Source organism: Leadbetterella byssophila DSM 17132, from assembly GCF_000166395.1.
Taxonomy (GTDB): Bacteria; Bacteroidota; Bacteroidia; order Cytophagales; family Spirosomataceae; genus Leadbetterella; species Leadbetterella byssophila.
The window spans coordinates 695,434-722,372 of the sequence record NC_014655.1 but is presented as its reverse complement, the minus strand read 5'-3'; the positions used below and the strand labels follow the sequence as shown (position 1 = coordinate 722,372).

Genomic DNA, 26,939 nt, shown 5'->3' with positions numbered 1-26,939 from the left:
ATGAAGAAAACCCTACTATTCGCCTTCCTTAGCTTTACTGCTTATGCTCAAACTCCTGAGCAGAAACTAGCAGAACTAGGTCTCAAAATACCTGAAATTTCTAAGCCCATAGCAGCGTATACGCATGCCGTAAGGACAGGAAATTTAATCTTTCTATCTGGTAAAGGTCCAAAGAATGAAAATGGGGAATACATCATTGGAAAACTAGGCAAAGATCTAAGTATAGAAGAAGGGAAACAAGCTGCCCAGAGAGCCGCATTGGAACATTTGGCTGTACTAAAAGCAGAACTTGGAGACCTTTCCAAAGTAAAACGAATCGTAAAAGTGCTGGGGATGGTCAATTCTACGGATGACTTTACCTCACATCCACAAGTAATCAATGGATACAGCGAATTGATGCAAGCTGTTTTCGCAAGCAAAGGGGTACACGCTCGCTCTGCTGTAGGTCATAACTCTCTACCATTAGGTATGGCGGTAGAGGTGGAAGCCATCATTGAAGTGGAATAAGTTCCTCTACATGTTTCTTGATATTTCCGCTAATCTTCTCAATAGGTAAATCATCTTGGTCTAATCCAAATGGATCCTCTATGGATTCTGCGATGATTTCTAAAGATGCCAAAACATAAAAAACAAATGGAACTGCAACCGCCACAAAGTACCCTATGGAAAATACAAAACCGGAAGGCAAACTGGCTACATAGATCACTATAAATTTCTTTAAGAATGAAATATAGGATTTGGGAATAGGTGTATTTTTAATCCTTTCACAGGCCCCACAAACATTCGTCAAGGTATTGAGCTCCTGATCTACCAAACGGTAATCCTCAGAGCTAATTTTGCCCTCTCTGTAAAGCTTGTGAATGGTCTTGAACATCAAACCGGCTATCTGGTTCGGTCGGTGCTTATCCGGTTCTATCTCAGGATGATCTAGATCGTCCAGCATGTATGTAGTATAATCTGACCGTAAGTGTCCGATAAGTGCCCTGGTATACATGGAGATGCTCTTCCTGAAAAATACTCTGGAGGACTTGTCGTCTTGAGGCAACATAGCGTTTAGTTTATAGGCCAAAATCCTACAAGAATTCACCAAAGCGCCCCACTGTTTCCTGGCTTCCCACCACCTATCATAAGCTGTGTTTGTACGAAATACCAAAAGTAAAGACAAAGCAAAACCCAAAAGGCTATGTACTACTGTTATGTTCTTTACCCAACTCTTCTCTGAAATTTTTAAATATTCCAGCTCAAAAAAAGCAATACCCCAGGAAAAAACAGCCGCAATAATCAGATAAGGAAAAAGTTTCCTCATCGTATCTGCTTTGTGCCAATATAAAACCGGTTTTATCCACTCTTTTGGGTTATAAATTTCCATATGTAAAATTTGAGAAGAAATAGGGCAGCAAAATACAGCATTTTTGAAGAACTTTACAGCCTAAAACCGAAATTATGGTTCCAGATAAGGAGATACTCCTTAGCCTCGTTAGAGACAAAATGCCCTTTGGTAAATACCAAGGCACCCTATTAGCAGATCTTCCTGTGAGCTACCTGGAATGGTTTCAGAGAAAAGGAGGATTCCCTGCAGGTAGACTGGGCATGCAGCTAGCCACTGTCTATGAAATCAAACAAAACGGTCTACAGGAGATCATCATTGAACTTAAGAAACATGGAAAAACTTCAGGACGCCCATAAATACAAACTCTGGAAGTCTAAACTGGAGGAAAATCAATTGAGTATAAAAGACATTGAAGAGGTCCACACCCGAAGAAATCATAAAGGTGAAGTTCTATTCTCTTTGGTACTACTACATGCTACTACGCCTTCAGGTAAAAAGATTCCACCTTTGTGCCTGGTTAAAGGGGAAGTAGTGACGGTATTGGTATGTTTAATCGACCAGGAAACCTCCGAAAAATATCTGTTGACCGTATTACAAAGGAGAATTGCGGAAGGCGGAATCACTGTGGAGCATCCTGCCGGAATGGTAGATATGCTGAAAACACCAAGAGAAATAGCATTACAAGAAGTAAGAGAGGAGACAGGGCTAGAGATTAAGGATGAGCAATTAAAGCCTTTGATGAGTGACAAAAGGCTCTTTCCTAGCACAGGAACCTCTGATGAATGCATGTACTTCTTTTATACTGAACTATTCCTGAATAAAGAGGAAATTGATGCACTAGACCAGAAACAAACAGGTGTAGACGGGGAAGATATTCAAACCCGGGTCTTCCCTTTTCCTGAAGCACATAAAAGAATGAATAATACCAATTGCCTACTTCTAAATTACCTCTATCTCCAAGAGGTAGAAGACTGGCCTTTATTAAAACAGATCAAGCTATGAGTTACTGCACTTATGTTCAACCTTTACCCGAAGATAACTTACATAAAATCTACCATGACCATCACTATGGCTACCCCATAGAAGATGACAATGAACTTTTTGAGCGTCTCGTTTTAGAAATAAACCAAGCCGGACTGTCCTGGGATTTGATGTTGAAAAAGCAAAAGAACTTCCAAAAAGCTTACTCCAACTTTCACATAGCCACGGTGGCAGCTTATGGAGAAGAAGAAGTAAATAGGCTGCTTCAAGATGCAGGCATAGTCCGTAACCGCTTAAAAGTAGCGGCAGCTATACACAATGCGAAGGTTATCATTGCACTTCAAGAAGAATATGGAAGTTTCAAGAAATGGCTTGATTTTCACCGGGGTAAAAAAAAGGAAGAGTGGATGAAACTCTTTAAGAAAACCTTTAAATTTACCGGAGGGGAGATTGTCAACGAATTCCTGATGAGTACAGGTTACTTACCTGGAGCTCATGATGAAGATTGCCCTATCTATTCCAAATTAACAACCTTATGAAAAACTATCTCATTTTAGCAGCCACTGCCATCATCATTGCCTTCATAGGCAGAGATGCCATCATCAAAAGAAACAAAGGTGAAAACACCATTACTGTTACGGGACTAGGTAAGAAGGATTTCACCTCTGACCTTATCGTTTGGTCCGGAAGTTTTAGCAGAAAAAGTTTTAACCTAAAAGAAGCATACGCAGAACTGGATAAAGATCGTGAACTTTTAAAGAAATATTTGGTAAGCAAAGGAATACCGGAAAAGAACATGGTCTTCTCTGCAGTGAATATCATGCGAGATATCAATACGGACTACGATCCGTCCACCGGGAGAGCCCGCAGTGTTTTTACCGGATTTAACCTCACACAATCCGTACAGGTAGAATCTTCTGAAGTGGATAAAGTGGAAGAGGTTTCCAGATCCGTGACAGAAATTATCAATCAAGGGGTAGAGTTCTCTTCAAATTCTCCGGAATACTATTATACTAAATTAGCGGAACTCAAAGTGGAGATGATCGCTGAAGCTACTAGAGATGCAAACTCTCGTGCTGAGATGATAGCAAAAAATGCCAATGCAAAGTTAGGAGACCTTAGAAAAGCCAGTATGGGAGTCTTCCAGATCATTGCCCAAAACTCCTCTGAAGACTACTCCTGGGGAGGTTCGTTTAATACCTATTCCAAACATAAAACAGCAACCATCACTACGCGTTTAGAATACAATATAAAATAGGATTTTTATTCGAAATACGACAAATTTCGCTTAAAACCTTAGCATTTTTCCGGGAAAGGATTAATAAAATATATTATTAATTCTTTCCCTTTTTTACTGCCAAAATATGGGGTAATTTCGTAAAAAAACAACCTCATCATGACTTTAAAACCCGTTCAAACGCTCGGGGAATTTATCATTGATCGTCAGGATCATTTTAAATATGCCACGGGCGAGCTCTCTCGAATTTTAAGTGCCATTCGCCTTGCCACAAAAATTGTCAACAACCACGTGAACATGGCCGGATTACTAGATATTCTAGGCGACCATGGGGAAGAAAACGTACAAGGCGAAAAGCAACAAAAATTAGACGTTTTCGCTAATAATATTTTCATCAATACCTTATCCCAAAGAGAGGTGGTTTGTGGAGTAGCTTCAGAAGAAAACGAGGACTTCATTGCTATCAAGAGCAGCAAGAATCAGGACTCCAGTAAGTATGTGGTATTGATAGACCCCTTAGACGGATCCTCCAATATTGATGTAAACGTCTCAGTAGGCACTATCTTCTCCATTTACCGTCGGGTCACACCTAGCGGAACCCCGGTAACCTTAGAAGACTTCCTGCAGCCTGGACACAAACAGGTGGCGGCCGGATATGTAGTCTACGGAACCTCTACCATCCTTGTCTACACTACCGGACATGGAGTAAATGGATTCACCTTGAATCCCGGAGTAGGCGTATTCTTCCTATCTCATCCTGATATGAGGTTCCCGGAAAAAGGGAAAATTTACTCCATAAATGAAGGCAACTACTCCAAATTCCCTACTGGAGTAAAAAAATACTTAAAATATTGTCAAGAAGTAGAAGGTGATAGGCCTTATACTTCCAGATATATAGGTTCCCTGTGCTCAGACTTTCATAGAAACCTTTTAAAAGGAGGAATTTATATTTATCCTTCAGGTACTAACAGTCCGAATGGCAAGCTACGTTTACTTTACGAGTGTAATCCCATGGCTTTTATAGCTGAACAGGCAGGAGGTAAAGCAAGTGATGGCTATAGACGGATTTTAGATATAGAACCCACTTCTTTACATCAGAGAGTACCCTTCTTCTGCGGAAGCAAGGATATGGTAGAAAAAGTAGAGGAATTTATGAAGGAATAAAAAAGGCTGCCTTTCGGCAGCCTTAAAGTTTACTAGATCAACTTCCAACCGTCTCTGTAGTTTCTTGCTACAAATTGGTTAGCATCATCATAATTTGTAATCTTCATGTTCTTACCGTCCCAAAGTAACTTTTTGCGACCATCAAAGTTCAATTGACCTTTCTCATTCTTCTTAGCCATTTGGTAGGAACGAATAGCAAGGTTACCCATTAAAACTGTTTCAGTCAAAGGACCTGAGTAGTCGAAAGAGGAAGTCAATGCTCTATGCTCTTTACTTCCGAAACCGGCCTTGATAGCATCTGTCCAAGATACATGGTGGCCATATTCTGGAAGCAATTCGTTTTTATTAGAAGTCTTATAATCTTTTGGCATGGTCAAAACTTCTCCATTTTTCTTGTAAACCTTTGGTTCCAAACCATAAGTACCACAAGTCATAATTCCTTTCGAACCAATCATCATTACACCGTTAGCACTTCCGGCCTCACCTATAGGATCATCAGCAGGAATCAAATCCGGATGGAAGGGACGAATACCTCCGTCAGTCCAAATCATCTTGATGCTCTTCTTATTCTTTTTCGAAGCAGGGAAGGTTACCTGAACGTGAGAAGACGGAGGACAGCCTTCTGGAATATATTCCGGAGTCCAGTCTTTAATAAAGATCTGACCTACGCTACATTCTACTTCTGTAGGATAACCTAGTTCAAGTACACGGAAAGGCGGGTCAATCAAGTGACAACCCATATCACCTAAAGCTCCGGTACCAAAGTTCCACCAACCTCTCCATTTGAATGGGTGATAAAGAGGATGGTAGTCTACATAGTCAGCTGGTCCTATAAATAGATCCCAGTTCTCCTTACTCATGGTTTCAGGTAAGGCAGGATTACCGCTAGGTACAGGAATTCCTTGTGGCCAAACCGGACGGTTCGTCCATACATAAACTGTATCTACATCGCCAATCAATCCTTTGTTGAACCACTCTATCATTTGTTGCTGACCCGGGTTTGAAGCCCCTTGGTTACCCATCTGAGAAACTACTTTATACTTTCTAGCAGCCTCAGTCAGCATTCTTGTCTCATAAATATTATGGCTTAATGGTTTTTGAACGTATACGTGTATCCCGTTCTGCATAGCGGCCATAGCAGCTATTCCATGAATGTGGTCCGGAGCTGATATAGTCACACCATCAATACTCTTACCCATCTCCTCAAACATCTTACGGAAGTCGCTATAACGTTTGGCATTTGGGAATCTTTCTACAGACTTAGCCGCCTGACCAAAGTCCACATCACAAAGTGCCACAACATTATTAGCGCCATTATTATAAGCGTTAAAAATATCACTGGTACCTTTTCCACCGGCTCCGATAGCCGCCAGGTTAAGCTTATCACTAGGTGCTGTGTAACCTTTTCCTAAAACATGACGAGGTACAATAAAGAAAGCCCCCGCCGCAAGGGCACTGCTTTTAATAAAACTCCGTCTGGAATTGTCTTTTTTCATAGTTTAGGTAATTAATGGATGGGCCTGCCTCTGCAGGAATTTGCGCTAAAATTATTGTTTTTATTTTAAAACTAAAAAATAAAATTTAGGACTATTCTAGGATACAAAATAAACTAACAAGCAAGATTTCTACCCCATGTATTTAATAATGAGGAATTTCACCCTATAAATTGTAGACAATGAGCAAATTAATGCAAAACGAAAACGTTTGCACAGGGTATTTAAATTTCACTTAAAACATCAAGTATTTGAAAAGTATGCCTGTTTACATGAAAAGAAGTTGAACAAAGCCATTCGTACCTGGTTAAATAACCCCATCCCGTAAACTCCTCTCCAAGACACAACTGAGTTAAATCACTGTTCTCTGAATATCGTATTATTTCCTCCATCTTTTCCTCCAGACCATTCAGCAATACTGCCTTTTGAAATACTTGTCCGGATGGCAGGTAACAATCCCTACATGCGAGTTTTTTATTTCTATCCTCGAAAAAGAATTTTAAATCCTGAACGTGGTGATCAAACCATCTGTCGGTCTCAGCCCTAGGCTCATCAGGAGGCAGATGGGAAAAGAGTAGGATATGTTCTACGATCTCACTAACTGACCAAACTTCTTCTACTGGTCGGATACCCCAATTTTTATCAGGAATGTCCTCCAATATTTGGAGCAAATCATGGTATATTTTATGGAGTTCAAGGCGCATTATAGCTCAAAAGTAGTGGATTTCTTATCAGCAAGTTAAGGGTAAAATAGTCAATCGACGGGGGAATACGAGACATATTTTTAGGAAATAGGCTTTTCTGATCAAAGATTATCTGTATATTTCCTATAAAATTCTAAGAATATTTATGGCAAAGAAGAAAAAAGAGGCGGTAGAATTGCCAAAGGTCCACAAAGACCTTAAAGGTTTTGATGTTAGAATCAACTCATTTGGAGAAATACAGATGTCGTATGACATTGAAAAATTGAACGATTTTCTAAACGATAAGATAGACGACAAAAAACTTAAACATCTTAAAGATGAGAAGTCATCAGATTGATTTTCAGATCCACGGGGAAGATATTCAAATAGTAGAAATTGAATTAGACCCACAGGAAACTGTAATTGCAGAAGCCGGAGCCATGTTATTCATGGAAGATGGTATACAATTTGAAACCAAATTAGGTGATGGTACTGCTCCTGAACAGGGTTTTCTGGGTAAGGTATTCCAGGCTGGCTCCAGATTACTCACCGGGGAATCTCTATTTATGACCCATTTCACCAATAGAGGTTATGGCAAAAGGAAGGTTGCCTTTGCTGCTCCTTACCCAGGCACCATCAAACCAGTAGACCTTGCACAGATATACCAAAATACGCTGATTGTACAAAAGGACGCCTTCCTTTGTGCTGCCTTAGGCACTAGCATAAATATACATTTTAATAAACGCTTAGGTGCAGGATTTTTTGGAGGAGAAGGATTCATTTTGCAAAGAATTCAAGGAGATGGCATGGCCTTTATACATTCCGGAGGCGTAGTGATAGAGAGGCAACTCAGCAATGAAACTCTGAGAGTAGACACCGGTTGTATAGTAGCATTCGAGCCTCAGATTCATTTTGACATACAAGCTGCAGGCAACCTAAAATCCATGATTTTTGGAGGAGAAGGCATGTTTTTAGCCACTTTAAGCGGAACAGGAAGAGTATGGTTACAATCTTTACCCATCTCAAAATTAATCCAACGTCTTTCCTCATCCGGTCCCAATACCAAGAAAGAGGGAGGCTCCGTATTAGGTGGCTTAGGGTCATTATTTGAAGATTAAACCTTAATTATTATAAACAACTAGACCCTTAACTAACCTTTTAAACGTAAACATAAAAAATGAAAAGACGTCAATTTATTCAATCCGGTGCAGCTTTTGCAGCCCTAGCCACTGCAGGTCTTGATGTATTTGCTGCAAAAAAGAAGGATTTCGGTTGTCAACTTTACAGTGTAAGGGATAAGATGTCAAAAGATCCTATCAATACCATGAGGGCTTTGGCAAAAATGGGCTACACTCAATTTGAATCTTATTCGAAAGACCCCTATTGGGGGATGAATGCTGCTGAAGCTAAAGCATTCTTTAAGGAAATTGGAGTAAGCGTGATCAGTAGTCACACAGGTGTGCCGGATATCAATACCGCTTCCGTAGAAAAGGCTAAAGAGGTAGGTTTGAAGTACTTGATCTCTCCCATGATCGGCCCTCAGAAGTCGGAAGACGAATGGAAGCGCAGAGCGGAAGAGTTCAATAAGGCCGGAGAGTTATGCAAACAATATGGTCTGAAATTCGGATATCATAACCACGGATATTCCTTTGAAAACAAAAACGGTGTGAAAGGACAGGAGATCCTTTTGGCCAATACAGACCCTAAGTTGGTCATCTTTGAATTAGATATCTTCTGGGCAGAAGCAGTTGGTGAAAGTTGCGTAGCCCATCTGCAAAAATATGCAGGTAGATATGATCTAGTTCATGTGAAGCAAATGACAGGAAGGGATCCAAGACCTACCCAGGGAGTATTGTCGTCCGGACTATTGGACTACAAGAAGATCATTGCAGATGCTAAGAAGGCCGGAGTTAAATACTTTATGGTAGAACAGGAACAATATGCAGGAGATTCTCTTGACGCTATGCAGGAAAATGCCGTTTACATGAAATCAGTCATGTAATTTTGAAATAAGGACCTTGCCCCGTGCAAGGTCCCAACTATCCACACCATGAAAAAATTAATGACCCTGTTTTGGGACATTCCTAAGAAGGAAGCCCAAAGCATTAGATCATTTATGCTCCTACTCTTCTTTACTGCCACTGCCTACTATTTGCTAAAAAAACACTCTACAGAAAGTAAGCAAAGAGTACTCCTCACTATCTATCCGTATGAAGCACCTGTGTACCAAAGATTTCACTTTGATCCTAATACCTTAACTGAAGATTCATTGGCACTTCTTGGAATACCTGAGAAAACAATGAAAAGCATGATCAATTTCAGAAGCAAAGGTGGGAAATTCCGGACAAAAGAAGATTTGCAAAAAATATACAACTTCCCTCCTGTCCTATATGACAGCCTAGCACCCTGGATCAAAATCCAAACCTCACATAAACCCCAACAAAGGATTATAGCTATGGACCTCAATCTGGCAGACAGCACAGATCTGGTCACTTTAAAAGGAATAGGGAAAACCTTTGCTTCCAGGATCATCAAATACAGAACGGCATTAGGCGGATTTCATTCTTTGGATCAGTTAAATGAAATCTACGGATTGAAACCGGAAACCATTGCTCAGATAAGACCTTACTTAAAAATCAAAACTCCGGTAAGCAAAATAAAGATAAATGAAGTAGCGGAACTGAAACACCCTTACTTACGATCCTACCAAGCTAAAGCTATCTTGGCCTATAGGAAACAACATGGAGAATTTAAAAATTTGGAAGATCTAAAAAATATAGACGCTTTAGATGAAGAAACTTTAGCAAAACTTCTGCCCTATCTTCAGTTTTAATAACTTTACAGGTATAAGTAAGTCCATTAATAGGATCCTATTAAGAAATTTACGAAAAATAATTAAAACTTCCAAATGCTATGCAGTATATCTCAGGTAATTACGTAGACCTCTGGGATGATCAAATATTTGAGGCGAGAGTCATTCTATTTGAAAACCGTATATTCCGAATTGAGAAATTAGGGAATGAAGATCCTAACTTACCTTATATACTGCCGGGCTTTGTAGATGCCCATGTTCATATAGAAAGTTCCCTACTAGCACCCAGTGAGTTCGCTAAACTGGCGGTGGTTCACGGGACAGTTGCCACGATCTCTGATCCGCATGAGATAGCTAACGTTTTAGGAACAAAAGGCGTGTATTACATGCTGGAAAATGGACAAACCGTTCCTTTCAAATTCTTTTTTGGTGCACCGTCTTGCGTACCCGCAACCACTTTTGAAACGGCCGGTGCAGAGGTCACGGTAGATGACATAGATCAAATGCTTGCTGATCCGCGTATCCCATACCTGGCAGAAATGATGAACTTCCCGGGAGTAATTAATGAGGATCCCATGGTCATGGCCAAAATAAAGGTGGCTCAAAAACACAGAAAACCTATTGATGGACATGCTCCCGGTCTAAAAGGAGAGCAAGCAGAAAAATACTTTAGTGCCGGAATTAGTACGGATCATGAATGTTTCACCCTCGAAGAAGCGGAAGGCAAGTTGAAACTGGGCGTAAAAATCCTAATCAGAGAAGGTAGCGCTGCAAGAAACTTTGAAGCCCTTATCCCTCTGGCAAAAGAGCATTCTGATCAAATGATGTTCTGTTCAGATGATAAACATCCTGACTCTCTTTTATTAGGTCATATTAATGCCTTGGTAAAGCGAGCAGTCGCCTTCGGTATAAATCCTTTCGCCGCCATCAGAATGGCCACGATTCAACCCATCCAACATTACAGCTTACCTGTGGGAATGTTGAGAGAGGGTGATTGGGCAGATGTCATACTTGTTGACAACCTAATAGAATTCAATGTAATAGACACCTACATTCACGGACAAAAGGTGGCAGAAAATGGAAAGAGCTTGATTCAAGGCCCTCCGCCTCAAACCATAAACCACTTCAAGACTCATGCCATTACAGAAAAAGAGATTCAAATTCCTGTTCAGGGTTCAAAGGTCAGGGTTATCGGTGCTTTGAACGGACAGATCGTTACAGAAAGAAAGTGGGTAGATGCGAATAAAGTAGGACAAGAAGATATCCTAAAAATAGTGGTGTATAACAGGTACCATGCCGATCCACCGGCCGTAGCATATATTCATGGCTTTGGTCTTCAGCAAGGAGCTATAGCCTCTTCCGTAGCCCATGATTCCCATAATATTGTTGCCGTAGGTTGTGATGATAAAAGTATCGTAGATGCTATCAACCTGGTGGTTAAAGAGAAAGGGGGATTATCTGCTGTTTCCAAAGACAAGAAACTTATATTACCTCTGCCCATAGCAGGCTTAATGAGTGCCGGAGATGGGTATGAAGTGGCTCAAGAATACATCAAAATAGACCAGTTCGTCAGAGAAAGTCTAGGAAGTGTATTGGACAGTCCATTTATGACCTTATCCTTTATGGCCTTACTGGTTATACCTTCCTTAAAATTGAGCGATAAAGGTCTGTTTGATGGAGATAGATTTGAATTTACTTCAGTGGGATTTGATGAGTAGGGTTAAACCCTACTCTCTTAATGTGCTTCAAGCCAATTCTTCCCTATACCTATTCCGGTTTCAATTTTCACCTTGAGTGGCAGCGCATTTACCATGTAATAATCAATCTTCTCTTTCAGAAACTCTACTTCAGAATGATGAGCATCAAAGACCAATTCGTCATGTACTTGCAGAATCATCTTTGATTTCAAATTTTCCTTTTTCATGAAATCATGGATCTGAATCATGGCCACTTTGATCATATCTGCTGCACTACCTTGAATAGGAGCATTGATGGCATTTCGTTCCGCAAATCCTCTATTGGTCTGATTTCTTGAATTGATATCTCTTAAATATCTCCTTCTACCCAGAATGGTCTCTACGTATTCTAATTCCCTTGCCTTCTCTATGGTTTGATCCATATAGGATTTCACTTTTGGAAACTGAGTAAAATAGGCATCTATGATATTCTTTGCCTCTCCTCTAGGAATACCTAGTCTCTGGGCTAAACCGAAGGCTGATATTCCGTAGATTATACCAAAATTGACCATCTTGGCTTTTCTTCTCATATCACTGTTCACCTCCTCTAAGGATACACCAAAAACCTTTGAGGCCGTTGCGGCGTGGATGTCCATGCCATTATCAAAAGCTTCTAACATACTCTCGTCGCCGCTAAAATCCGCCATGATGCGTAATTCTATTTGGCTGTAGTCAGCAGAAAGAATCGTAAATTCCTCTCCACCCGGAATAAAAGCCTTCCGTATCTCTCTACCTCTTTCGGTACGGATAGGAATGTTCTGCAGGTTAGGATTAGTACTACTAAGTCTACCCGTAGCTGCAACAGCTTGATTATAGGTAGTATGAATTCTTCCCGTCCTTTTTGAAATCAGAGTAGGTAAGGCATCTACATAGGTGCTCTTCAACTTGCTTAATTCTCTAAAATCTAGAATCTTTCGAACGATCTCGTGATCCGCTTCGTAGTTGACTAGAATATCCTCTCCTGTAGCGTATTGACCGGTAGGAGTTTTCTTAGGCTTTTCGTCAATCTTCATATGTTCGAAGAGGATTTCGCCCAATTGCTTCGGAGAGCCAACATTAAACTCCATTCCTGCCAATTGGAAAATATCTTCTTGCGTCTTAGCCAAGTCCTTTTGAAGCGTATTGGAAAGATCATGTAAGGCTTCTACATCTATCTTCACCCCAGTTCTTTCCATATCGCTTAAGACATGTACCAGGGGCAGTTCTACCTCTTGTAGTAATCTCCCTTGATCTGTCTTTTTGATTTGTGCATCAAGTACATGTTTCAGTTGTAAGGTGATATCTGCATCTTCTGCAGCGTATTCCTTGATCTGCTCTAATGGAACATCGCGCATGTTCAGTTGCTTCTTTCCTTTACCTATCAAATCAGAGATAGGGATAGGCTTGTAACTCAGATAGGTTTCAGCTAAATAATCCATACCATGACGCTGGTCCGGCTCCAAAATGTAGTGCGCTAACATGGTATCATAAATTTCGCCCTTAACCTCTACCCCATAGGTAGCCAGAATGGTCAAGTCGTATTTTATATTTTGAGCTACCTTCCTGATATTTTCATTTTCAAAAAGAGGTTTAAACTCGATTAGAACAGCCTTTGCCTCTTCAAACTTAGGCGAAAAAGGGATGTAAAAGGCTTCTCTGGGACGGTAGGCAAAGGAAAGTCCTACAATCTGCGCATCTAATGCATCTATGTCTGTGGTTTCCGTGTCAAAGCAGATTTCTTCCTGAGCTAACAAATATTCCAGTAGTTCAGCCCTTTCTTCAGGTGTTGAAATGAGGTAATAATCATGCAACACGTCTTTGGCCGTATGCAAAGTAGTGTCCTGAGGTTCAGACACTTCTTCTAGGTCTCCGAATAGATTCATTTGATTACTTTCCGGTGCTTTCGGTTTCGGCTTTTCCGTTTCATTAGGAGTACCTGTTTCCGTCGTTGGTTTAAAGATTCTGGATTTCAAGGTTCTGAATTCCAGCTCATCAAAAAGTTCAGCCAGTTCAGGGCCGTATTCTTCATTCAGTAGAAAACGCTCTTCCTCGAATTCAATGGGAACTTCCGTATCTATCTTTGCTAACCATTTGGACATCAAAGCACTTTCCTTACCCGCACGAACCTTTTCACCCAGTTTACCTGAGATCTTATCCGCATTTTCCAGAATGCCTTCTAATGTGTCGTACTGCTCTAATAATTTCACTGCGGTCTTCTCTCCCACGCCGGGTATACCAGGAATATTATCTACCTTGTCCCCCATTAAGCCCAGTACATCTACCACTTGATCAATGCGTTTGATACCCCAACGATCTAAAACCTCGGGAACACCCATCACTTCTACTCCATTTCCTAGGAAGGCGGGTTTATATAAGAAAATATGTTCATCCACTAATTGACCGTAATCTTTATCAGGGGTATACATAAAGACTTCAAACTCATCTTTAGAAGCTTTTTTAGCCAGAGTACCTATCACGTCATCTGCTTCATATCCATCCTTTTCTAGACATGGTATATTCATGGCTTGAATCAGTCGCTTGATATAAGGTACAGCTAAAGTGATATCTTCAGGTTGTTCTTCTCTATTGGCCTTATAATCTACAAACTCTGTATGGCGAAAAGTGGGAGTTTTGGTGTCAAAGCAAACCACTAAATGCGTAGGCTTTTCCTTTTTGATTACCTCTAAAAGAGTATTGGTAAAACCAAATATAGGACCGGTATTCAATCCTTTAGAAGTGATTCTAGGATTCTTAGCAAAAGCAAAATGTGCTCTATAGATTAAGGCATAAGCATCCAGCAAGAAGAGTTTCTTATTACGCATTGTTCTTTGATTTGTGTTCAAAAGTCGGTAAAAATATCTTCTCCCGCAAACGAGCGTGTATCTTTGCAAGAGTATGATGAAACCCTTGGTCTCCATATTGATCCCTGCGCGTAACGAGGAAGATAATCTTCCCCATTTGTTTCAATCATTAGATGGATTGCAGTACTCCAAAGAGGCATATGAAATCATTCTAGGGAACGATCAATCCCATGATAAGACGGGGGAATTGATGGATGCCTATGCCAGTCAAAGGCCTAACGTGAAAGTTTTTCATGTAAGCGAAGAAGAAAGTATACTTAAGGGAAAAACGCGTGTATTAGATCTATTAGCCTCTGAAGCACAGGGAGAATACTTGTTCTTTACTGACGCAGACATGGAACTCCCACCCTATTGGATCTCCGGACTATTAAAACATTTCCAGGGAAATACGGGAGTGGTAGTTGGGGTAACCACTGTCAAGAGAGACACCTTTTGGGGGCTGATGCAAGGTATGGAATGGTTAATGGCTTTAACGCTTTTTTATCTGGTTTCTTTATTACGGATTCCGGTTACGGGCATGGGCAATAATATGGCGGTTAGCAGGAGGGCCTATGATGCTATTGGAGGTTATAAAAAAATAGGTTTCAGTATAGTAGAAGATTATCTTTTGTATTCTCAGATCATAAAATCCGGATTCGGATTTGTGCAGGCTTTTGAGGCAGATGTTCTGGCATGGACTAAACCTGCTGAAAATTATTGGAAACAGAGAAAGAGATGGCTAAAAGGGGCCATTGAGAATGCACCGAAAACGGTATTTTGGGGTTTTCTGCAAGCTATCAGTTTACCTCTGTTCATTGTGCTTGGAATATACTCCAGTTCAACTTTCATTTTGGCACTTAGCCTCCTTCTTCTTTTTCACTTCTTTATTATTCTTTTTTACCAAAAGAAATTAAAACTTAGAGGCTTTGTAACTTACCTTCCATTGTTTTTCATCTATTTATCTGTAGCTTGGTTGCTTCAATTCTTATACTATCTTTTCCAAAGGGAAACCCACTGGAAGGATAGGAAGTATTGAATATTTTTGCCGGTAACTCACATAATTCACAGGAAATTTGCCAATTTTGCATTAAACATTTTGGTTTACCTATGGTAGAAACAAACCTATCCAGAATCATCGACAATATAGACACGGTATTTAGAGGGGATGCATGGCACGGACCTTCCGTTATGGAGATCATCAATAGCCTTCCCGAGAGCAAGTTGAAAGAGAAGCCATCGATTTCAAAACAATCCATCGCACAAAACATCTTTCATCTTACCGCCTATAGAAGGTTTGTTATAGAAAAGCTCGAGGATAATATTCATTTCCGTCTAGAAACAGATGAAGAAAACTGGGGGACAGAGGAGGACTTGAATGATCCTGTACGATTAAAAGAAAATTTATTGAGTACGCATATGACGCTTCTAAAAAAACTAGAGGAGTTTGATGACAGCTTATTAAATAGAAATGTTCCTGGAGAGTACTATAATTTTTACACACTATTAAATGGACTCATACAGCATGACACCTATCACTTGGGTATGATTTGGGTCCTATGGCAATAGTCATGGAAAACGTAAAGAACATCATTCGCTTATTGAATGCCAGTTTTCATGGTGGAGCTTGGCATGGACCGTCCTTATTGGAGCAAACCAAGGGACTTAAAGTGAAAACTGCGGCATATAAGCCCGCACAAATCCATAGCATAGCAGAATTGATATACCACATCACTTCCTGGAGGTTATTTGCCTTGAAGAAAATACAGGGAGATGCTAGTTATAATATTGATAGTGAGAAGAAGAATTTTGGCGATTTCCATCATGTAGATGAGTTTGAACTAGAGACGCTCATGATGGAATTAACCTTAAGCCAGGATGAATTAATCAAGGCACTAGAAAATAAGGATGACAGCTTTCTACAGGAAATGGTTCCTGGAGCTGAATACAATTTTGACACACTTTTGAACGGAATTATCCATCATGACATCTACCATACAGGTCAGATAGCCCTGATTAAAAAATTAGCGGCCCCCACTTCAAAATTTACTGATGAAATGGAAAGCCGCTATTTTGAAACGAACGATCCGGATTTCTATTAATGGAGATTCTCAAACTTGTAAGAACCTTCTCCATCTACATCCAGTAGGATAACCTTATCTTTATTTACCGTTCCGCTGAGTATCATTTTGGACAATTCATTCAAAATGTTCCTTTGGATGACCCTTTTCAAAGGTCTGGCACCAAAGACAGGATCATAACCTTGTTCACCTAATCTATCTAGTGCTTCATCAGTAGCATCCAGGTAGATGCCTTGCTCCTGTAATCTAGCTTTGATCCCGTCAAATTGGATGGCTACTATCTTTCTGATCTCTTCTCTACCTAGAGGATCAAACAGAACAATCTCATCAATCCTGTTCAGGAACTCCGGACGCACACTGCTTTTTAACAATTCCATCACTTGTTCTACAGCCTCATCTTTATAGTATTTCTCCCAGGCATCTGCACCCGCCTTACTGGCTTCCAGATACTTGTCTTGGATCAAATGCGAGCCTATATTAGAGGTCATGATAATGATGGTGTTTTTAAAGTTAGCTACCCTACCTTTATTATCCGTCAATCTACCATCATCTAACACCTGCAATAAGACGTTCCAAACATCAGGATGTGCCTTTTCAATTTCGTCCAACAAAATTACAGAATAAGGTTTCCTACGAACAGCTTCCGTCAATTGTCCCCCTTCATCATAGCCCACATATCCCGGAGGCGCACCTACTAACCTACTTACGGTATGTTTCTCCTGGTATTCACTCATATCAATCCTCACCATGGCATTGTCATCGTTGAACAGATAATTAGCCAAGGTTTTAGCTAGCTCGGTTTTACCCACCCCCGTACTACCAAGGAAGAGGAAACTACCTATAGGTTTTTTCGGATCTTGCATACCGGCACGAGACCTCCGAACGGCATCTGAAACCACTTGAATAGCTTCTTTTTGACCAGCTACACGTTTTTCTAATTCTTGCTCGAGATACAACAGTTTCTCTCTATCACTCTGAAGCATTTTAGTCACCGGTATACCGGTCCATTTAGCTACTACTGCAGCTATATCCTCCGCCTTAACTTCTTCATTGATCAAATTATCTTCAGAAGAGTTTTTACCGGATAAACTTTTCAAACGTTCTTCTGCCTGAGGAATCTTTCCGTACCGTATCTCTGCAACCTTTCCATAGTCGCCTGCCCTCTCCGCCTGCTCAGCTTCAAAGCGGAGATTATCCAGACTTTCTTTCAAGGTACGGATCTCATCTACCTTACCTTTCTCAGCTTCCCATCTTACTTTTAAGGCTGAATACTCTTCGTTCAAATCAGAAATTTCTTTTGAAAGTAATGCTTCTTTCTCTTGATCCTTTTCTCGCCTGATGGCCTCTCTTTCGATCTCAAGCTGCATAATCTTTCTACGCAGCTCGTCCATTTCTTCCGGCATGGAATCCATCTCCAAACGAAGTTTAGCTGCTGCTTCGTCCATTAGATCTATGGCTTTGTCAGGCAAGAATCTATCTGAAATATATCTATGCGAAAGCTCCACGGCTGCTATTACGGCATCATCTTGAATCCTCACCCCATGATGAACTTCGTATTTTTCCTTGATACCCCTAAGTATAGATATAGCATCTGGAACAGTAGGTTCATCCACCATTACGGCCTGGAAACGTCTCTCTAAAGCTTTATCCTTCTCTATGTACTTTTGGTACTCTTTCAATGTAGTAGCACCAATAGCATGCAACTCTCCTCTGGCTAAAGCCGGCTTCAACAAGTTAGCCGCGTCCATGGCTCCCTCTCCTCCTCCACCAGCACCAATTAAGGTATGGATCTCATCTATAAAGAGGATGATTTCACCTTCAGAATCTGTAACCTCTTTGATCACGGCTTTTAAACGTTCTTCAAATTCACCTTTGTATTTAGCTCCAGCCACCAGAAGACCCATATCTAAGGAAATCACTCGTTTAGATTTTAGGTTTTCGGGAACATCTCCTTGTACAATCCTTTGCGCTAAACCTTCTACAATGGCCGTTTTGCCTACACCCGGCTCACCTAAAAGAATCGGGTTATTTTTTGATCTACGAGAAAGAATCTGTAGAACCCTACGAATCTCTTCGTCTCTACCGATCACCGGGTCTATTTTTCCCTGCTCTGCTAATTCGTTCAGGTCTTTGCTATACCTAGCTAAAGCCTGATATTTATTTTCTGCGTTCTGATCTTTCACTGGATTATTTTTTCCTCTTAATGATATAATTCTTGCTTTAACATCACTTTCTTTCACTCCTAATCTCTTAAGGAGCATAGCCGTAGCATCATTCCCTTTAAGTATCCCTATAAGCAATAGTTCTACACTGATAAACTCATCGCCAAACTCCTTTAGTGCAGTTTGTGCTGCTTGCAGGGCTTTGTTTAAATCATTTCCTAAATAAACTTGATCCCCTCCGGAGACCCTAGGATAAGTGGAGATGATTTGATTCAATCCTTCATCATAGGAAGCACTGTTTAGCTGACCTAACAAATGTTTCCCCGTTTCATCCTCGCCCAAAGCTTTCAGCAAATGACCGGTTTCCACTGATTGTTGGCCATGCCCTTGAGCTATTTCCACTGCTTGTTGGATCAACTCTTGAGCCTTGTGTGTATATTGATTCATAGCTTAACCATTTTTATCAGAATTAGATCAAAGCACATGCAAAAATCGAAATTCAGCCAAAAAGTCAGATTTCTTTTTGATTACAATTAAGAAAAGAGACAAAATGACTTATTACCCCTATTTAATAAACGAAAAAAAGGCAGAGATAAAATCCCTGCCTTCTAGTTAGCAAAAAAAGCCTAACCTTACTTTAAAGTAGCCATAAGTTTTTCATTCAATGCCACGTAGTCTTGGTTACTAGCGGCTTTAGCTTGACTTAAGGACAATTTAGCTGTTTCCATTGCCCCCTTCTTATCACCTAACTTCGCTTGAATCTTAGCTTTAGTATGCGTTACCCAAAAAGCATCTGGTTGTTGTTCTACCGCCTTATTCGCCCACTCTAGCGCCTTTTTAAGGTCTTTGCCATTATCTAAATAATATGATGCTGCGGCTAAATACGGACGGGTATCTGAAGACATTACCTTATTAATATTTGCCATCACCTTCTCATCAATTTCAGTAGTGATGGTGAATGGCACCATGGTGTTCTCCCAAATCATGTTAACTTCAAGTGAAGTATCTGTCTGCGCACCAAAAAGAATGGTAAAGGTTTCCCAGTGGAAATCTACATTTACTGGCTTTGCTGATACGGTAGCAATTACATTTGCCTCCTTAAAATTAAATACGCTGGTCTCAGGAGTACAGAAACGAATCTTCCATTCGTCCTTACCAATCACAGAAAGTATGGTGTATTTACCCGCCTTTAATGGAGTTCCGTTCACTTTAACATCTTCACCAAATGTGATTAAAGTTTGAGCATTGGCACCAGTTCTCCATAATTTACCATATGCTTCAAGATCGCCAAATATCTTTCTACCTCTAGCAGAGGGACGCGAATACTCAATCTCTACAGAAGATAGGGCGAATTCTTGCTTAATAGTTTGTAAAGGGCTTTTTGTAGGAACTTTAAACGACTGTGCACTGGCACCGTAAGTGATCAGCGCAAGGGCCAGAACTTTAATTAGTTTCATATGTTTAGTTTTAAGTTTATGAAGAAACAAAAATACAATATTGTTTTCAGCCAAAAAAATGAGACAATTTCTCCCCGTTAATCCTCATGGATCTGGACTTAACTCTATACATTTCGCTATTATATCTTAAGCCATTTTTATAACGTACGGATTTTTAGTACTTTGATGCCTTAACCTATTCAAGTATGAAAATAAAACTATTTGTCGTGGGGGTACTGGCAGCCATTTCGCCAGCGTTCGCCCAAAGCACTTACAGTTCCTCGGGGCAGATTCAAAGTAGGCTCAAAGCCTTAACCCGAACAAACATCACCCTAAGCACCATTGGAAAAAGTAGCGGAGGAAAGGACATCCAGGTCCTCAGCCTTTCCCAAGGTGACCCATCCAAAAATAAGGCAGTTTTACTCGTGGCAGGCGCTAACGGCACACACGGAGCAGGAACAGAAATTGCCCTTAAGATTGCAGAAGGGCTAGCAAAATTACCAGCTGACTCTTTGCAAAAACTATTACATCAAAAAACCTTATACATCATTCCGGCACTTAATCCTGATGCCTTGGATCAGCGTACTGCAAGCTTAGTATATGAGAGAGCCGGAAATGCCACCTCCCGCGATGATGATCGTGATGGAAGACTAAACGAAGACCCATTTGAAGACCTTAACGGTGATGGCCTCATCACATTACTTCGTGTAGAAGATCCTGCAGGCACCTACGTTGCTAGCAAAGAAGATCCCCGTGTTTTAGTTAAAGCTAACGCCTCTAAAGGAGAAAAAGGCAAGTACTTGCTGATAAGTGAAGGCATAGACAATGACAAAGACGGAAACTTCAATGAAGACGGTGCAGGTGGAGTAAATATCGACAAAAACTTTACCTTTGAATACCCGGTTTTTGAAGAAGGAGCTGGTGAACATCAAGCCTCAGAGCCAGAAACCAGAGCCTTTTTGGACTTTTTATACTCGCATACGAATATCCATACCGTTATCCATCTAGGTCTGGCGAATAATCTATCAGAACCTACTAAGTTCGACAGAATGAAAGCGAGCAGAAGAATCATTGCGGGCTGGTTGGAGAAAGATGCAGCTGTGACAGAAATGGTGAGTAAATGGTATAATAAATCAGTAAAATCTGCTGGTCCTGCTCTACCTCAAACACCCGGCAACTTAAGCCAAACAGCTTACTATCATGCAGGTAGATTCAGCTTTACTACACCGGGCTGGTGGGCTCCGTCATCCGGGAAAAAAGGGGAAACCAGCAGTCCTGAATTAGATTACCTAAAATGGGCAGATAAACAAGGTCTAAAAACCTTCGTGCCTTGGACAAAAATCAATCACCCTGACTTCCCTAACCAAAATGTGGAAGTGGGAGGTTTATACCCCGGAGCCATTTACAATCCTCCTATTCAATACTTGGATTCTGCTGCTATTCGCCACCAAGAATTCTTAAGCTCATATTTAGATGGAATGCCATCTACTGAACTTGTTAATTCAAAAGTAGAAAATTTGGGCAATGGATTACATAGAGTAACGGTAACCTTGGTAAACAAAGGTTTACTTCCTACCTACTCAGAGATCGGAGATAGAGTTAGATATATTTACAAAGTAAGTTGCAAAATCAAGTTGAGCAACGGACAAACGTTAGTTTCCGGAAAAGCAGCCAACTACCGTACCACTCTTCAAGCGGGAGAATCAGAACAATACTCCTGGCTAATCAATGGCAATGGTAAAATCACTATTGAAGGAGGATCCCCATCTTCCGGTATTTCTCAATTGGAATTGACGCTTAAATAAGAAGGAAATGAAAAAGATATATATAGCATTATTATCCCTATTGGCCTGGAACGCACAGGCCCAAAAAAGCGAGATCGCGCCGGAAGACCTGAATGGGATCCGTGCCATAGGATCTCCAGCAAACCCTAAGGTAAAGGTATATTGGAACAAATACAGCGACCATCAAGAGATTTACAGAATCTGCAATGATCTGGCTAAGGCCTATCCGGATTTGGTAAAGCTCCAATCCATAGGTAAATCCGTGGAAGGCCGCGATATATGGTTAATGAGCATTACCGATTATAAAACCGGAATAGCCGATAAAAAACCGGGATTTTATATTGACGGAAACATCCATGCTAATGAGTTACAAGGAACTGAAGTGGCCCTGTACACGGCTTGGTACTTAGCAGAAAGTTTCCAGTCCGTAGAATTTATCAATCAATTACTGAAAGATAAGATCTTCTACATTGCTCCTACCATAAGCCCTGATTCTAGAGAGTATTTCATCAAACATCCAAATAACCCCAATTCATCAAGAACCGGTAGACTACCTATGGATGATGACGGTGATGGTTTGATTGACGAGGATTTACTAGACGACTTAGACGGTGACGGTAACATCGTGATGATGAGAAGAAAATCTCCAACCGGTAGATATAAAATTGACCCTAATAACCCTCAAAGAATGATCATGGCTAAACAAGACGAGCCGGGTGAATATGAGATGTTAGGATACGAAGGTATAGACAATGACGGTGACGGAAGAGTAAACGAAGACGCTGTGGGTACTTATGACCCTAACCGCGACTGGGGATGGAATTGGCAACCGGATTATATCCAAAGAGGAGCCCTATTCTATCCGGGAATGCTACCGGAAACAAAGGCAGTGAAAAAGTTCATACTTGAACATCCTAACATTGCCGGAGCACAGAGTTACCACAACTACGGTGGTATGTTCCTTAGAGGACCAGGAGCTGCTGATGATGAAAAGTACTATAGCAGAAGTGATGTACAAGTGTATGATTATATAGGAAAACTTGGAGAAAAAATGGTTCCGGGTTACAACTATTTTGTGATCCATAAAGACCTTTATACTGTATTTGGAGGGGAAATCGACTGGTTAGCTCTGGGTAGAGGAATCTTTACTTTCAGTAATGAATTATTCACTTCTTATAAACTATTCAATAAGAAATCCAGCGAAGGTAGGTTTGAAAATGTAGAATTTGAAGATTTTGACAAGTTACTTCTTTTCGGAGATGGCTATGTTAAATGGAAGCCTTACAAACACCCTCAGTTTGGAGATATAGAAATAGGTGGACCAAAGAAGAACTATATCAGAAACCATCCAGGATTCTTATTAATGGAAGATACCCATAGAAACATGGCGTTTACCTTACTTCATGCTTATCAAATGCCTAAGTTAGAAATTGCTGACGTGAAGAAAAAAGACCTAGGAGGCGGCTTGACAGAAGTTACTGCATTAGTCATGAACAGAAGAATCATGCCTACCCACTCTGCTCACGATGTTAAGTTTAAAATAGAAAGACCGGATTATATCAGTTTGAAAGGAGCCCAAGTGCTTGCTGGGATGATCGTTGAAAATGAAGATTTTAACTTATCCAAAGAACAAAAAACAGAACCTAATAAGATTGCCGTTGAAAATATTCCGGGCATGGGTTTTGTAAAAGTAAGATGGATAGTTAAAGGAAAAGTGGAAGGATCTACCCTAGAGGTAGATAGCGCAAAAGGAGGTATTGTTTCCCAAAAACTCTAAAAACCGAAAGGCCGTTTCTTAGTAAACGGCCTTTTTTTTACCATAAACCAAACACTTACTCCTTTCCACCCTTATTTTTGTAAAAAATAGAGGGGATGACCATAGGGTACGACGGTAAACGCTATTTCCACAATAAGTCAGGGCTAGGTAATTACAGCAGAGATCTAATTCGAATTCTGAGCACAAATTATCCAGAACATCAATATTATCTATATGATGAGCGCCCGGACTCTATTCCTTCACATCCTTCTATCTCTCACATTCCAATCAAGGGTTTCCTGGGCAGGCAACTAAGTTTAGGCAAACAGGCCGAGGGTTGCGATATCTTTCATGGACTATCCGGTGAGCTCCCACTTCGATGGGGCAAAAAATCTCCTAAAAAGATAGTCACCATTCATGATCTTATCTTTGAAAAGCTGCCTGATTATTACGCATTTTTAGACAGAAAGATATATTTTAAGAAGTTTCAATATGCATGTGAAAAAGCTGACATCGTCGTAGCTATTTCAGAGCAGACAAAAGATGACATAATAGAGCATTTTGGAACACCTGAAGATAAAATAAAAGTGATATATCAAGGGTGTAGCCATTTATTCAAGAGAATATACTCCGCCGCAGAAAAGACTGAGATCAAAGAGAAATATTCCCTTCCTGATGAATTTATCTTAAATGTAGGAACATTAGAAAGCAGAAAGAACGGTTTGATCCTCCTGCAAGCCCTAAAAGCCACGGACATACCCCTGGTATTTATAGGACGCAAAACAGATTATGCGAAGAAGATGGAGCAGTTTGCTCAGGAGAATAAAATGGAAAACAGAGTACACTTCCTAGAAGGACTTAGTAATGAGGAAGTGGCTATCTTATATAGTTTAGCCAAAATATTCGCCTATCCATCTGAATACGAAGGCTTTGGAATTCCCATTATAGAGGCCCTATACTCCGGTATTCCAGTAGTAACTAACCAAGCAGGAGTTTTTCCGGAAGCTGGAGGACCCTCATCTGCTTACGTAGATATACATAATGCTGAAGAAGTTAAGGCCAAGCTAATATCCCTGTGGGATAATGAGCTTGAAAGAGAGAGAATGAGTAGGGAGGGAAGGACTTTTGTACAGAAATTTGACGACCTTACTCTGGCAAAACAATGGATGGAATTGTATCAAACTCTTCTTTAAAAATACCATTTTCTGCATAGTACGTAGCTGAAGCCATCACTTCAAGCAGACGTAAATGATTTTCCTGGAAATGATTCCTGCTATTAGGCTTATGGTGCAAATGGTACTGTATGGCAGCTAATTTAACCTGACGTAAGAAACAACCTTTAACTAATAAACGCCAAACCAATTCTGAATCTTCTCTCCCCCAGCCCTCAAAGTTCTCATCATAGCCATTAATAGCTAAAAGATCCCTCTTCCAAAAGCTCATATTACAGCCTCTAATCTTATATATCAACTCTTCGGGAGGGAGCCCGTTTACTGAATACCGGGATCCTAGTTCCGGAAAATGCAAAGCATTCAATCTATTCTTAATACCCCTAGAAATAGGGCTAAATGTAAATTTACCAGATTTTATAGCCTCATGGGTTGCTGATTCACCCACTAAAACCCTTGAACCGGAAATAAAATGATTATCTAAAGCCAAGGAATGATGATCTTCTATGAAGCGAGGATGTAGCAGAGTATCCCCATCTATTTGAATAATATACTCAGCCTCACATTCTTTAATAGCTAAATTCCGTATGCGTGAAGCCCGAAAACCTCTGTCTTCTTGCCAGACATGTTTGATAGGAATATCAAGAATATCCCTGAATTCAGTGATTACCTCTCGAGTTTCCGGACCTGAACCGTCATCAGCAATCACCACTTCCAAAGGTGAAACCGTTTGAATCCGAACCGTTTCTAAGATTAATCTTAAGGCTTCCGGCCAGTTATACGTAGAGATTAATAAAGAAGAATTCATGCTAGCTGTTTAGATTTAGTATGCAATAAACGATTTTACTGACCAAATCTTTCCTATTCTAGTGAAAAAAATGGCCGTAGGCTCATTATTTAGGCCTTTCCTCGTATATTTAAGCCATTATAAATTGACCTTATGATTAAAAAACTTCTAGTAGCGGCGTTATTATGGAGCGCTCAGGGTTTCGCACAGGAATGGAAACCTTTATTTAATGGAAAGAATTTAGATGGTTGGAAACAGTTGGGAGGAAAAGCCATCTACAAAGTGGAGGACGGTGCTATTGTAGGTATCACGGTCAGTAACACACCTAATTCCTTTTTGGTAACTGAAGAGGAATATGGAGATTTTGTTTTGGAACTTGATCTGTACCTTGATGAACCTATGAACTCAGGTATTCAGTTTAGAAGTCTTTCTAAGCCGGATTATCAAAACGGCAGAGTTCACGGATACCAAATGGAGATAGATCCATCTTCCAGAGGATGGTCTGGTGGAATCTATGACGAAGGCAGAAGAGACTGGTTAACTTTCCCTGAAAACAACCCAGAAGCGAAAAAAGCTTTCAAAATGGGACAATGGAACAAGTATAGAATTGAGGCCATTGGTACTCATATCAGAACCTTTATCAATGGTGTTCCGGTATCTTATTTGATAGATGATATGACTCCAAAAGGTTTTATCGCACTACAGGTTCACAGCATCTATGCTGAAATGAAACCGGGCATGAAAATCAAATGGAAGAACATTCGTATCAATACCAAAAATCCTAAACTTAGTCCGGTAGATAATACCCCTGTGGTGAACTTGATAGATAACTACCTTTCTGATCAAGAAAAGCACCAAGGATTCACCCTACTTTTTAACGGTAAAGACCTGAGCGGCTGGAGAAATGTATACTCGCAGGAAATGCCAACCAAAAGATGGACCGTTAAGGATGGCCAAATGATAGTTAGCCCATCAGACGGTTCTGAGACGGGTAATGATATAGTAAGTACCCGTAAATTCTCTGCTTTTGAGTTAGTTTTCTCTTTCCAACTCAGCGAAGGTGCTAACTCAGGCGTAAAATACTTCGTAGAAGAGAAATTTGATTCAGGCGGTAAATCCGGAATAGGTCTAGAATATCAAATTCTGGATGATGAAAAACATCCGGATGCGAAAATGGGAGCCGTAGGGAACAGAACCCTGGCTAGCCTATATGACCTGATTCCTTCTGAAAAGATTGACAAGCGTTTCTTTGGTAAGAAAACCGACTGGAAAACCGGTAGAATAGTAGTTTACCCTGACAATAGAGTAGAACACTGGTTAAACGGATTTAAAGTACTAGAATACAAAAGAAATGACAATATCTTCAAAGCACTGGTTGCAAGAAGTAAATACAAAGATTTTGAAGGTTTTGGAGCAGCAAAAGAAGGCCCGATCTTACTTCAAGACCATGGTGATCTAGTAAAATACAAAAACATCAAGATTCGCGAATTAAAATAAATAAAGGATGCTTCG

General features: G+C 40.4%; 25 protein-coding genes. 18 read left to right on the top strand and 7 right to left on the bottom strand.

Translation table 11 applies throughout. The annotated features are described in order from the left end of the window. Positions 1–507, top strand: a complete 507-nt coding sequence (locus LBYS_RS03315) for a RidA family protein (protein ID WP_013407485.1) — start codon at positions 1–3, stop codon at positions 505–507. Here LBYS_RS03315 and LBYS_RS03310 read toward each other — a convergent pair. Then, entirely contained in the window at positions 491–1,369 is an 879-nt protein-coding gene (locus LBYS_RS03310) for a bestrophin family protein (protein WP_013407484.1), read from the bottom strand. The two genes, LBYS_RS03315 and LBYS_RS03310, sit on opposite strands and share 17 nt — an antisense overlap. 74 nt (positions 1,370–1,443) lie before the next feature. On the opposite strand from LBYS_RS03310, the gene LBYS_RS03305 reads away from it, so the two are divergent. The 5 genes from LBYS_RS03305 (at position 1,444) to fbp (ending at position 4,712) form a co-directional block, all read left to right on the top strand. Continuing rightward, positions 1,444–1,686 carry a DUF3820 family protein gene (locus LBYS_RS03305; RefSeq protein WP_013407483.1) on the top strand — a complete coding sequence of 81 codons (243 nt, stop codon included), beginning with the start codon at positions 1,444–1,446 and terminating at the stop codon, positions 1,684–1,686. Further along, the gene (locus tag LBYS_RS03300) at positions 1,661–2,332 is read left to right on the top strand and encodes an NUDIX hydrolase (protein WP_013407482.1); all 672 of its coding nucleotides are present in this window, start codon (positions 1,661–1,663) and stop codon (positions 2,330–2,332) included. The genes LBYS_RS03305 and LBYS_RS03300 overlap by 26 nt, the downstream gene beginning before the upstream one ends. Beyond that, positions 2,329–2,850 carry a DNA-3-methyladenine glycosylase I gene (locus LBYS_RS03295; protein ID WP_013407481.1) on the top strand — a complete coding sequence of 174 codons (522 nt, stop codon included), beginning with the start codon at positions 2,329–2,331 and terminating at the stop codon, positions 2,848–2,850. Before LBYS_RS03300 ends, LBYS_RS03295 begins: the two co-directional genes overlap by 4 nt. Next, a complete protein-coding gene (locus tag LBYS_RS03290; RefSeq protein ID WP_013407480.1) occupies positions 2,847–3,569 on the top strand; it encodes an SIMPL domain-containing protein in 723 nt (240 codons plus the stop codon). Before LBYS_RS03295 ends, LBYS_RS03290 begins: the two co-directional genes overlap by 4 nt. A 138-nt stretch (positions 3,570–3,707) precedes the next feature. Then, positions 3,708–4,712 carry a class 1 fructose-bisphosphatase gene (gene fbp, locus LBYS_RS03285; protein ID WP_013407479.1) on the top strand — a complete coding sequence of 335 codons (1,005 nt, stop codon included), beginning with the start codon at positions 3,708–3,710 and terminating at the stop codon, positions 4,710–4,712. A gap of 32 nt (positions 4,713–4,744) precedes the next feature. Here the strand turns inward: fbp and LBYS_RS03280 are convergent, their stop codons facing one another. Together LBYS_RS03280 and LBYS_RS03275 are read right to left on the bottom strand one after the other, a co-directional pair. Beyond that, entirely contained in the window at positions 4,745–6,208 is a 1,464-nt protein-coding gene (locus LBYS_RS03280; RefSeq protein WP_013407478.1) for a Gfo/Idh/MocA family protein, read from the bottom strand. 221 nt (positions 6,209–6,429) lie between these two features. After that, positions 6,430–6,909 carry a DinB family protein gene (locus tag LBYS_RS03275; protein WP_013407477.1) on the bottom strand — a complete coding sequence of 160 codons (480 nt, stop codon included), beginning with the start codon at positions 6,907–6,909 and terminating at the stop codon, positions 6,430–6,432. Positions 6,910–7,054: 145 nt separating this feature from the next. Between LBYS_RS03275 and LBYS_RS03270 the strand changes: the two genes are divergently transcribed. The 5 genes from LBYS_RS03270 to ade all read left to right on the top strand — a co-directional run bounded on the left by LBYS_RS03270 (position 7,055) and on the right by ade (position 11,418). Next, complete coding sequence (locus tag LBYS_RS03270) at positions 7,055–7,246, top strand: hypothetical protein (protein WP_013407476.1); 192 nt, start codon at positions 7,055–7,057, stop codon at positions 7,244–7,246. Further along, positions 7,227–8,006, top strand: a complete 780-nt coding sequence (locus tag LBYS_RS03265) for a TIGR00266 family protein (protein ID WP_013407475.1) — start codon at positions 7,227–7,229, stop codon at positions 8,004–8,006. The genes LBYS_RS03270 and LBYS_RS03265 overlap by 20 nt, the downstream gene beginning before the upstream one ends. Positions 8,007–8,065: 59 nt before the next feature. Continuing rightward, complete coding sequence (locus tag LBYS_RS03260; RefSeq protein ID WP_013407474.1) at positions 8,066–8,890, top strand: sugar phosphate isomerase/epimerase family protein; 825 nt, start codon at positions 8,066–8,068, stop codon at positions 8,888–8,890. A 48-nt stretch (positions 8,891–8,938) separates the two neighbouring features. Then, positions 8,939–9,721 (top strand): ComEA family DNA-binding protein, encoded by a 783-nt coding sequence (locus tag LBYS_RS03255; protein WP_049781298.1) that lies wholly within the window; start codon positions 8,939–8,941, stop codon positions 9,719–9,721. Positions 9,722–9,801: 80 nt separating this feature from the next. Next, positions 9,802–11,418: an adenine deaminase gene (gene ade / locus LBYS_RS03250; RefSeq protein WP_013407472.1), complete on the top strand. Its 1,617-nt coding sequence runs from the start codon at positions 9,802–9,804 to the stop codon at positions 11,416–11,418. 17 nt (positions 11,419–11,435) lie between these two features. Here the strand turns inward: ade and polA are convergent, their stop codons facing one another. Continuing rightward, positions 11,436–14,237, bottom strand: a complete 2,802-nt coding sequence (gene polA / locus LBYS_RS03245; protein ID WP_013407471.1) for a DNA polymerase I — start codon at positions 14,235–14,237, stop codon at positions 11,436–11,438. 73 nt (positions 14,238–14,310) lie between these two features. Here polA and LBYS_RS03240 point away from each other — a divergent pair, with 73 nt between their 5' ends. The 3 genes from LBYS_RS03240 to LBYS_RS03230 all read left to right on the top strand — a co-directional run bounded on the left by LBYS_RS03240 (position 14,311) and on the right by LBYS_RS03230 (position 16,354). Further along, the gene (locus LBYS_RS03240; protein ID WP_013407470.1) at positions 14,311–15,291 is read left to right on the top strand and encodes a glycosyltransferase; all 981 of its coding nucleotides are present in this window, start codon (positions 14,311–14,313) and stop codon (positions 15,289–15,291) included. Between the two features lie 71 nt (positions 15,292–15,362). After that, the gene (locus LBYS_RS03235; protein WP_013407469.1) at positions 15,363–15,821 is read left to right on the top strand and encodes a DinB family protein; all 459 of its coding nucleotides are present in this window, start codon (positions 15,363–15,365) and stop codon (positions 15,819–15,821) included. Beyond that, positions 15,812–16,354, top strand: a complete 543-nt coding sequence (locus LBYS_RS03230; protein WP_148225754.1) for a DinB family protein — start codon at positions 15,812–15,814, stop codon at positions 16,352–16,354. Before LBYS_RS03235 ends, LBYS_RS03230 begins: the two co-directional genes overlap by 10 nt. On the opposite strand, the gene clpB is transcribed toward LBYS_RS03230, so the two are convergent. Both clpB and LBYS_RS03220 read right to left on the bottom strand, forming a co-directional pair. After that, positions 16,351–18,942: an ATP-dependent chaperone ClpB gene (gene clpB / locus LBYS_RS03225; RefSeq protein ID WP_013407467.1), complete on the bottom strand. Its 2,592-nt coding sequence runs from the start codon at positions 18,940–18,942 to the stop codon at positions 16,351–16,353. The genes LBYS_RS03230 and clpB overlap by 4 nt on opposite strands. Before the next feature lie 185 nt (positions 18,943–19,127). Continuing rightward, positions 19,128–19,952, bottom strand: a complete 825-nt coding sequence (locus LBYS_RS03220; RefSeq protein WP_013407466.1) for a DUF2911 domain-containing protein — start codon at positions 19,950–19,952, stop codon at positions 19,128–19,130. A gap of 185 nt (positions 19,953–20,137) precedes the next feature. Between LBYS_RS03220 and LBYS_RS03215 the strand changes: the two genes are divergently transcribed. The 3 genes from LBYS_RS03215 (at position 20,138) to LBYS_RS03205 (ending at position 24,664) form a co-directional block, all read left to right on the top strand. Then, positions 20,138–21,736: a M14 family metallopeptidase gene (locus LBYS_RS03215; RefSeq protein WP_013407465.1), complete on the top strand. Its 1,599-nt coding sequence runs from the start codon at positions 20,138–20,140 to the stop codon at positions 21,734–21,736. A 7-nt stretch (positions 21,737–21,743) separates the two neighbouring features. Continuing rightward, a complete protein-coding gene (locus LBYS_RS03210) occupies positions 21,744–23,492 on the top strand; it encodes a M14 family metallopeptidase (protein WP_013407464.1) in 1,749 nt (582 codons plus the stop codon). Between the two features lie 95 nt (positions 23,493–23,587). Next, positions 23,588–24,664, top strand: a complete 1,077-nt coding sequence (locus tag LBYS_RS03205) for a glycosyltransferase family 4 protein (protein WP_013407463.1) — start codon at positions 23,588–23,590, stop codon at positions 24,662–24,664. Here the strand turns inward: LBYS_RS03205 and LBYS_RS03200 are convergent. Next, entirely contained in the window at positions 24,618–25,448 is an 831-nt protein-coding gene (locus tag LBYS_RS03200; protein WP_013407462.1) for a glycosyltransferase family 2 protein, read from the bottom strand. The genes LBYS_RS03205 and LBYS_RS03200 overlap by 47 nt on opposite strands. A gap of 132 nt (positions 25,449–25,580) precedes the next feature. Between LBYS_RS03200 and LBYS_RS03195 the strand changes: the two genes are divergently transcribed. Next, positions 25,581–26,924: a 3-keto-disaccharide hydrolase gene (locus LBYS_RS03195; protein WP_013407461.1), complete on the top strand. Its 1,344-nt coding sequence runs from the start codon at positions 25,581–25,583 to the stop codon at positions 26,922–26,924. The last annotated feature ends 15 nt before the right edge of the window (positions 26,925–26,939 follow it).

Coding starts and splice junctions, on each gene's coding strand:
- LBYS_RS03315 (WP_013407485.1), top strand. CDS start 1: ATGAAGAAAACCCTACTATTCGCCTTCCTTAGCTTTACTGCTTATGCT.
- LBYS_RS03310 (WP_013407484.1), bottom strand. CDS start 1,369: ATGGAAATTTATAACCCAAAAGAGTGGATAAAACCGGTTTTATATTGG.
- LBYS_RS03305 (WP_013407483.1), top strand. CDS start 1,444: ATGGTTCCAGATAAGGAGATACTCCTTAGCCTCGTTAGAGACAAAATG.
- LBYS_RS03300 (WP_013407482.1), top strand. CDS start 1,661: ATGGAAAAACTTCAGGACGCCCATAAATACAAACTCTGGAAGTCTAAA.
- LBYS_RS03295 (WP_013407481.1), top strand. CDS start 2,329: ATGAGTTACTGCACTTATGTTCAACCTTTACCCGAAGATAACTTACAT.
- LBYS_RS03290 (WP_013407480.1), top strand. CDS start 2,847: ATGAAAAACTATCTCATTTTAGCAGCCACTGCCATCATCATTGCCTTC.
- fbp (WP_013407479.1), top strand. CDS start 3,708: ATGACTTTAAAACCCGTTCAAACGCTCGGGGAATTTATCATTGATCGT.
- LBYS_RS03280 (WP_013407478.1), bottom strand. CDS start 6,208: ATGAAAAAAGACAATTCCAGACGGAGTTTTATTAAAAGCAGTGCCCTT.
- LBYS_RS03275 (WP_013407477.1), bottom strand. CDS start 6,909: ATGCGCCTTGAACTCCATAAAATATACCATGATTTGCTCCAAATATTG.
- LBYS_RS03270 (WP_013407476.1), top strand. CDS start 7,055: ATGGCAAAGAAGAAAAAAGAGGCGGTAGAATTGCCAAAGGTCCACAAA.
- LBYS_RS03265 (WP_013407475.1), top strand. CDS start 7,227: ATGAGAAGTCATCAGATTGATTTTCAGATCCACGGGGAAGATATTCAA.
- LBYS_RS03260 (WP_013407474.1), top strand. CDS start 8,066: ATGAAAAGACGTCAATTTATTCAATCCGGTGCAGCTTTTGCAGCCCTA.
- LBYS_RS03255 (WP_049781298.1), top strand. CDS start 8,939: ATGAAAAAATTAATGACCCTGTTTTGGGACATTCCTAAGAAGGAAGCC.
- ade (WP_013407472.1), top strand. CDS start 9,802: ATGCAGTATATCTCAGGTAATTACGTAGACCTCTGGGATGATCAAATA.
- polA (WP_013407471.1), bottom strand. CDS start 14,237: ATGCGTAATAAGAAACTCTTCTTGCTGGATGCTTATGCCTTAATCTAT.
- LBYS_RS03240 (WP_013407470.1), top strand. CDS start 14,311: ATGATGAAACCCTTGGTCTCCATATTGATCCCTGCGCGTAACGAGGAA.
- LBYS_RS03235 (WP_013407469.1), top strand. CDS start 15,363: ATGGTAGAAACAAACCTATCCAGAATCATCGACAATATAGACACGGTA.
- LBYS_RS03230 (WP_148225754.1), top strand. CDS start 15,812: ATGGCAATAGTCATGGAAAACGTAAAGAACATCATTCGCTTATTGAAT.
- clpB (WP_013407467.1), bottom strand. CDS start 18,942: ATGAATCAATATACACACAAGGCTCAAGAGTTGATCCAACAAGCAGTG.
- LBYS_RS03220 (WP_013407466.1), bottom strand. CDS start 19,952: ATGAAACTAATTAAAGTTCTGGCCCTTGCGCTGATCACTTACGGTGCC.
- LBYS_RS03215 (WP_013407465.1), top strand. CDS start 20,138: ATGAAAATAAAACTATTTGTCGTGGGGGTACTGGCAGCCATTTCGCCA.
- LBYS_RS03210 (WP_013407464.1), top strand. CDS start 21,744: ATGAAAAAGATATATATAGCATTATTATCCCTATTGGCCTGGAACGCA.
- LBYS_RS03205 (WP_013407463.1), top strand. CDS start 23,588: ATGACCATAGGGTACGACGGTAAACGCTATTTCCACAATAAGTCAGGG.
- LBYS_RS03200 (WP_013407462.1), bottom strand. CDS start 25,448: ATGAATTCTTCTTTATTAATCTCTACGTATAACTGGCCGGAAGCCTTA.
- LBYS_RS03195 (WP_013407461.1), top strand. CDS start 25,581: ATGATTAAAAAACTTCTAGTAGCGGCGTTATTATGGAGCGCTCAGGGT.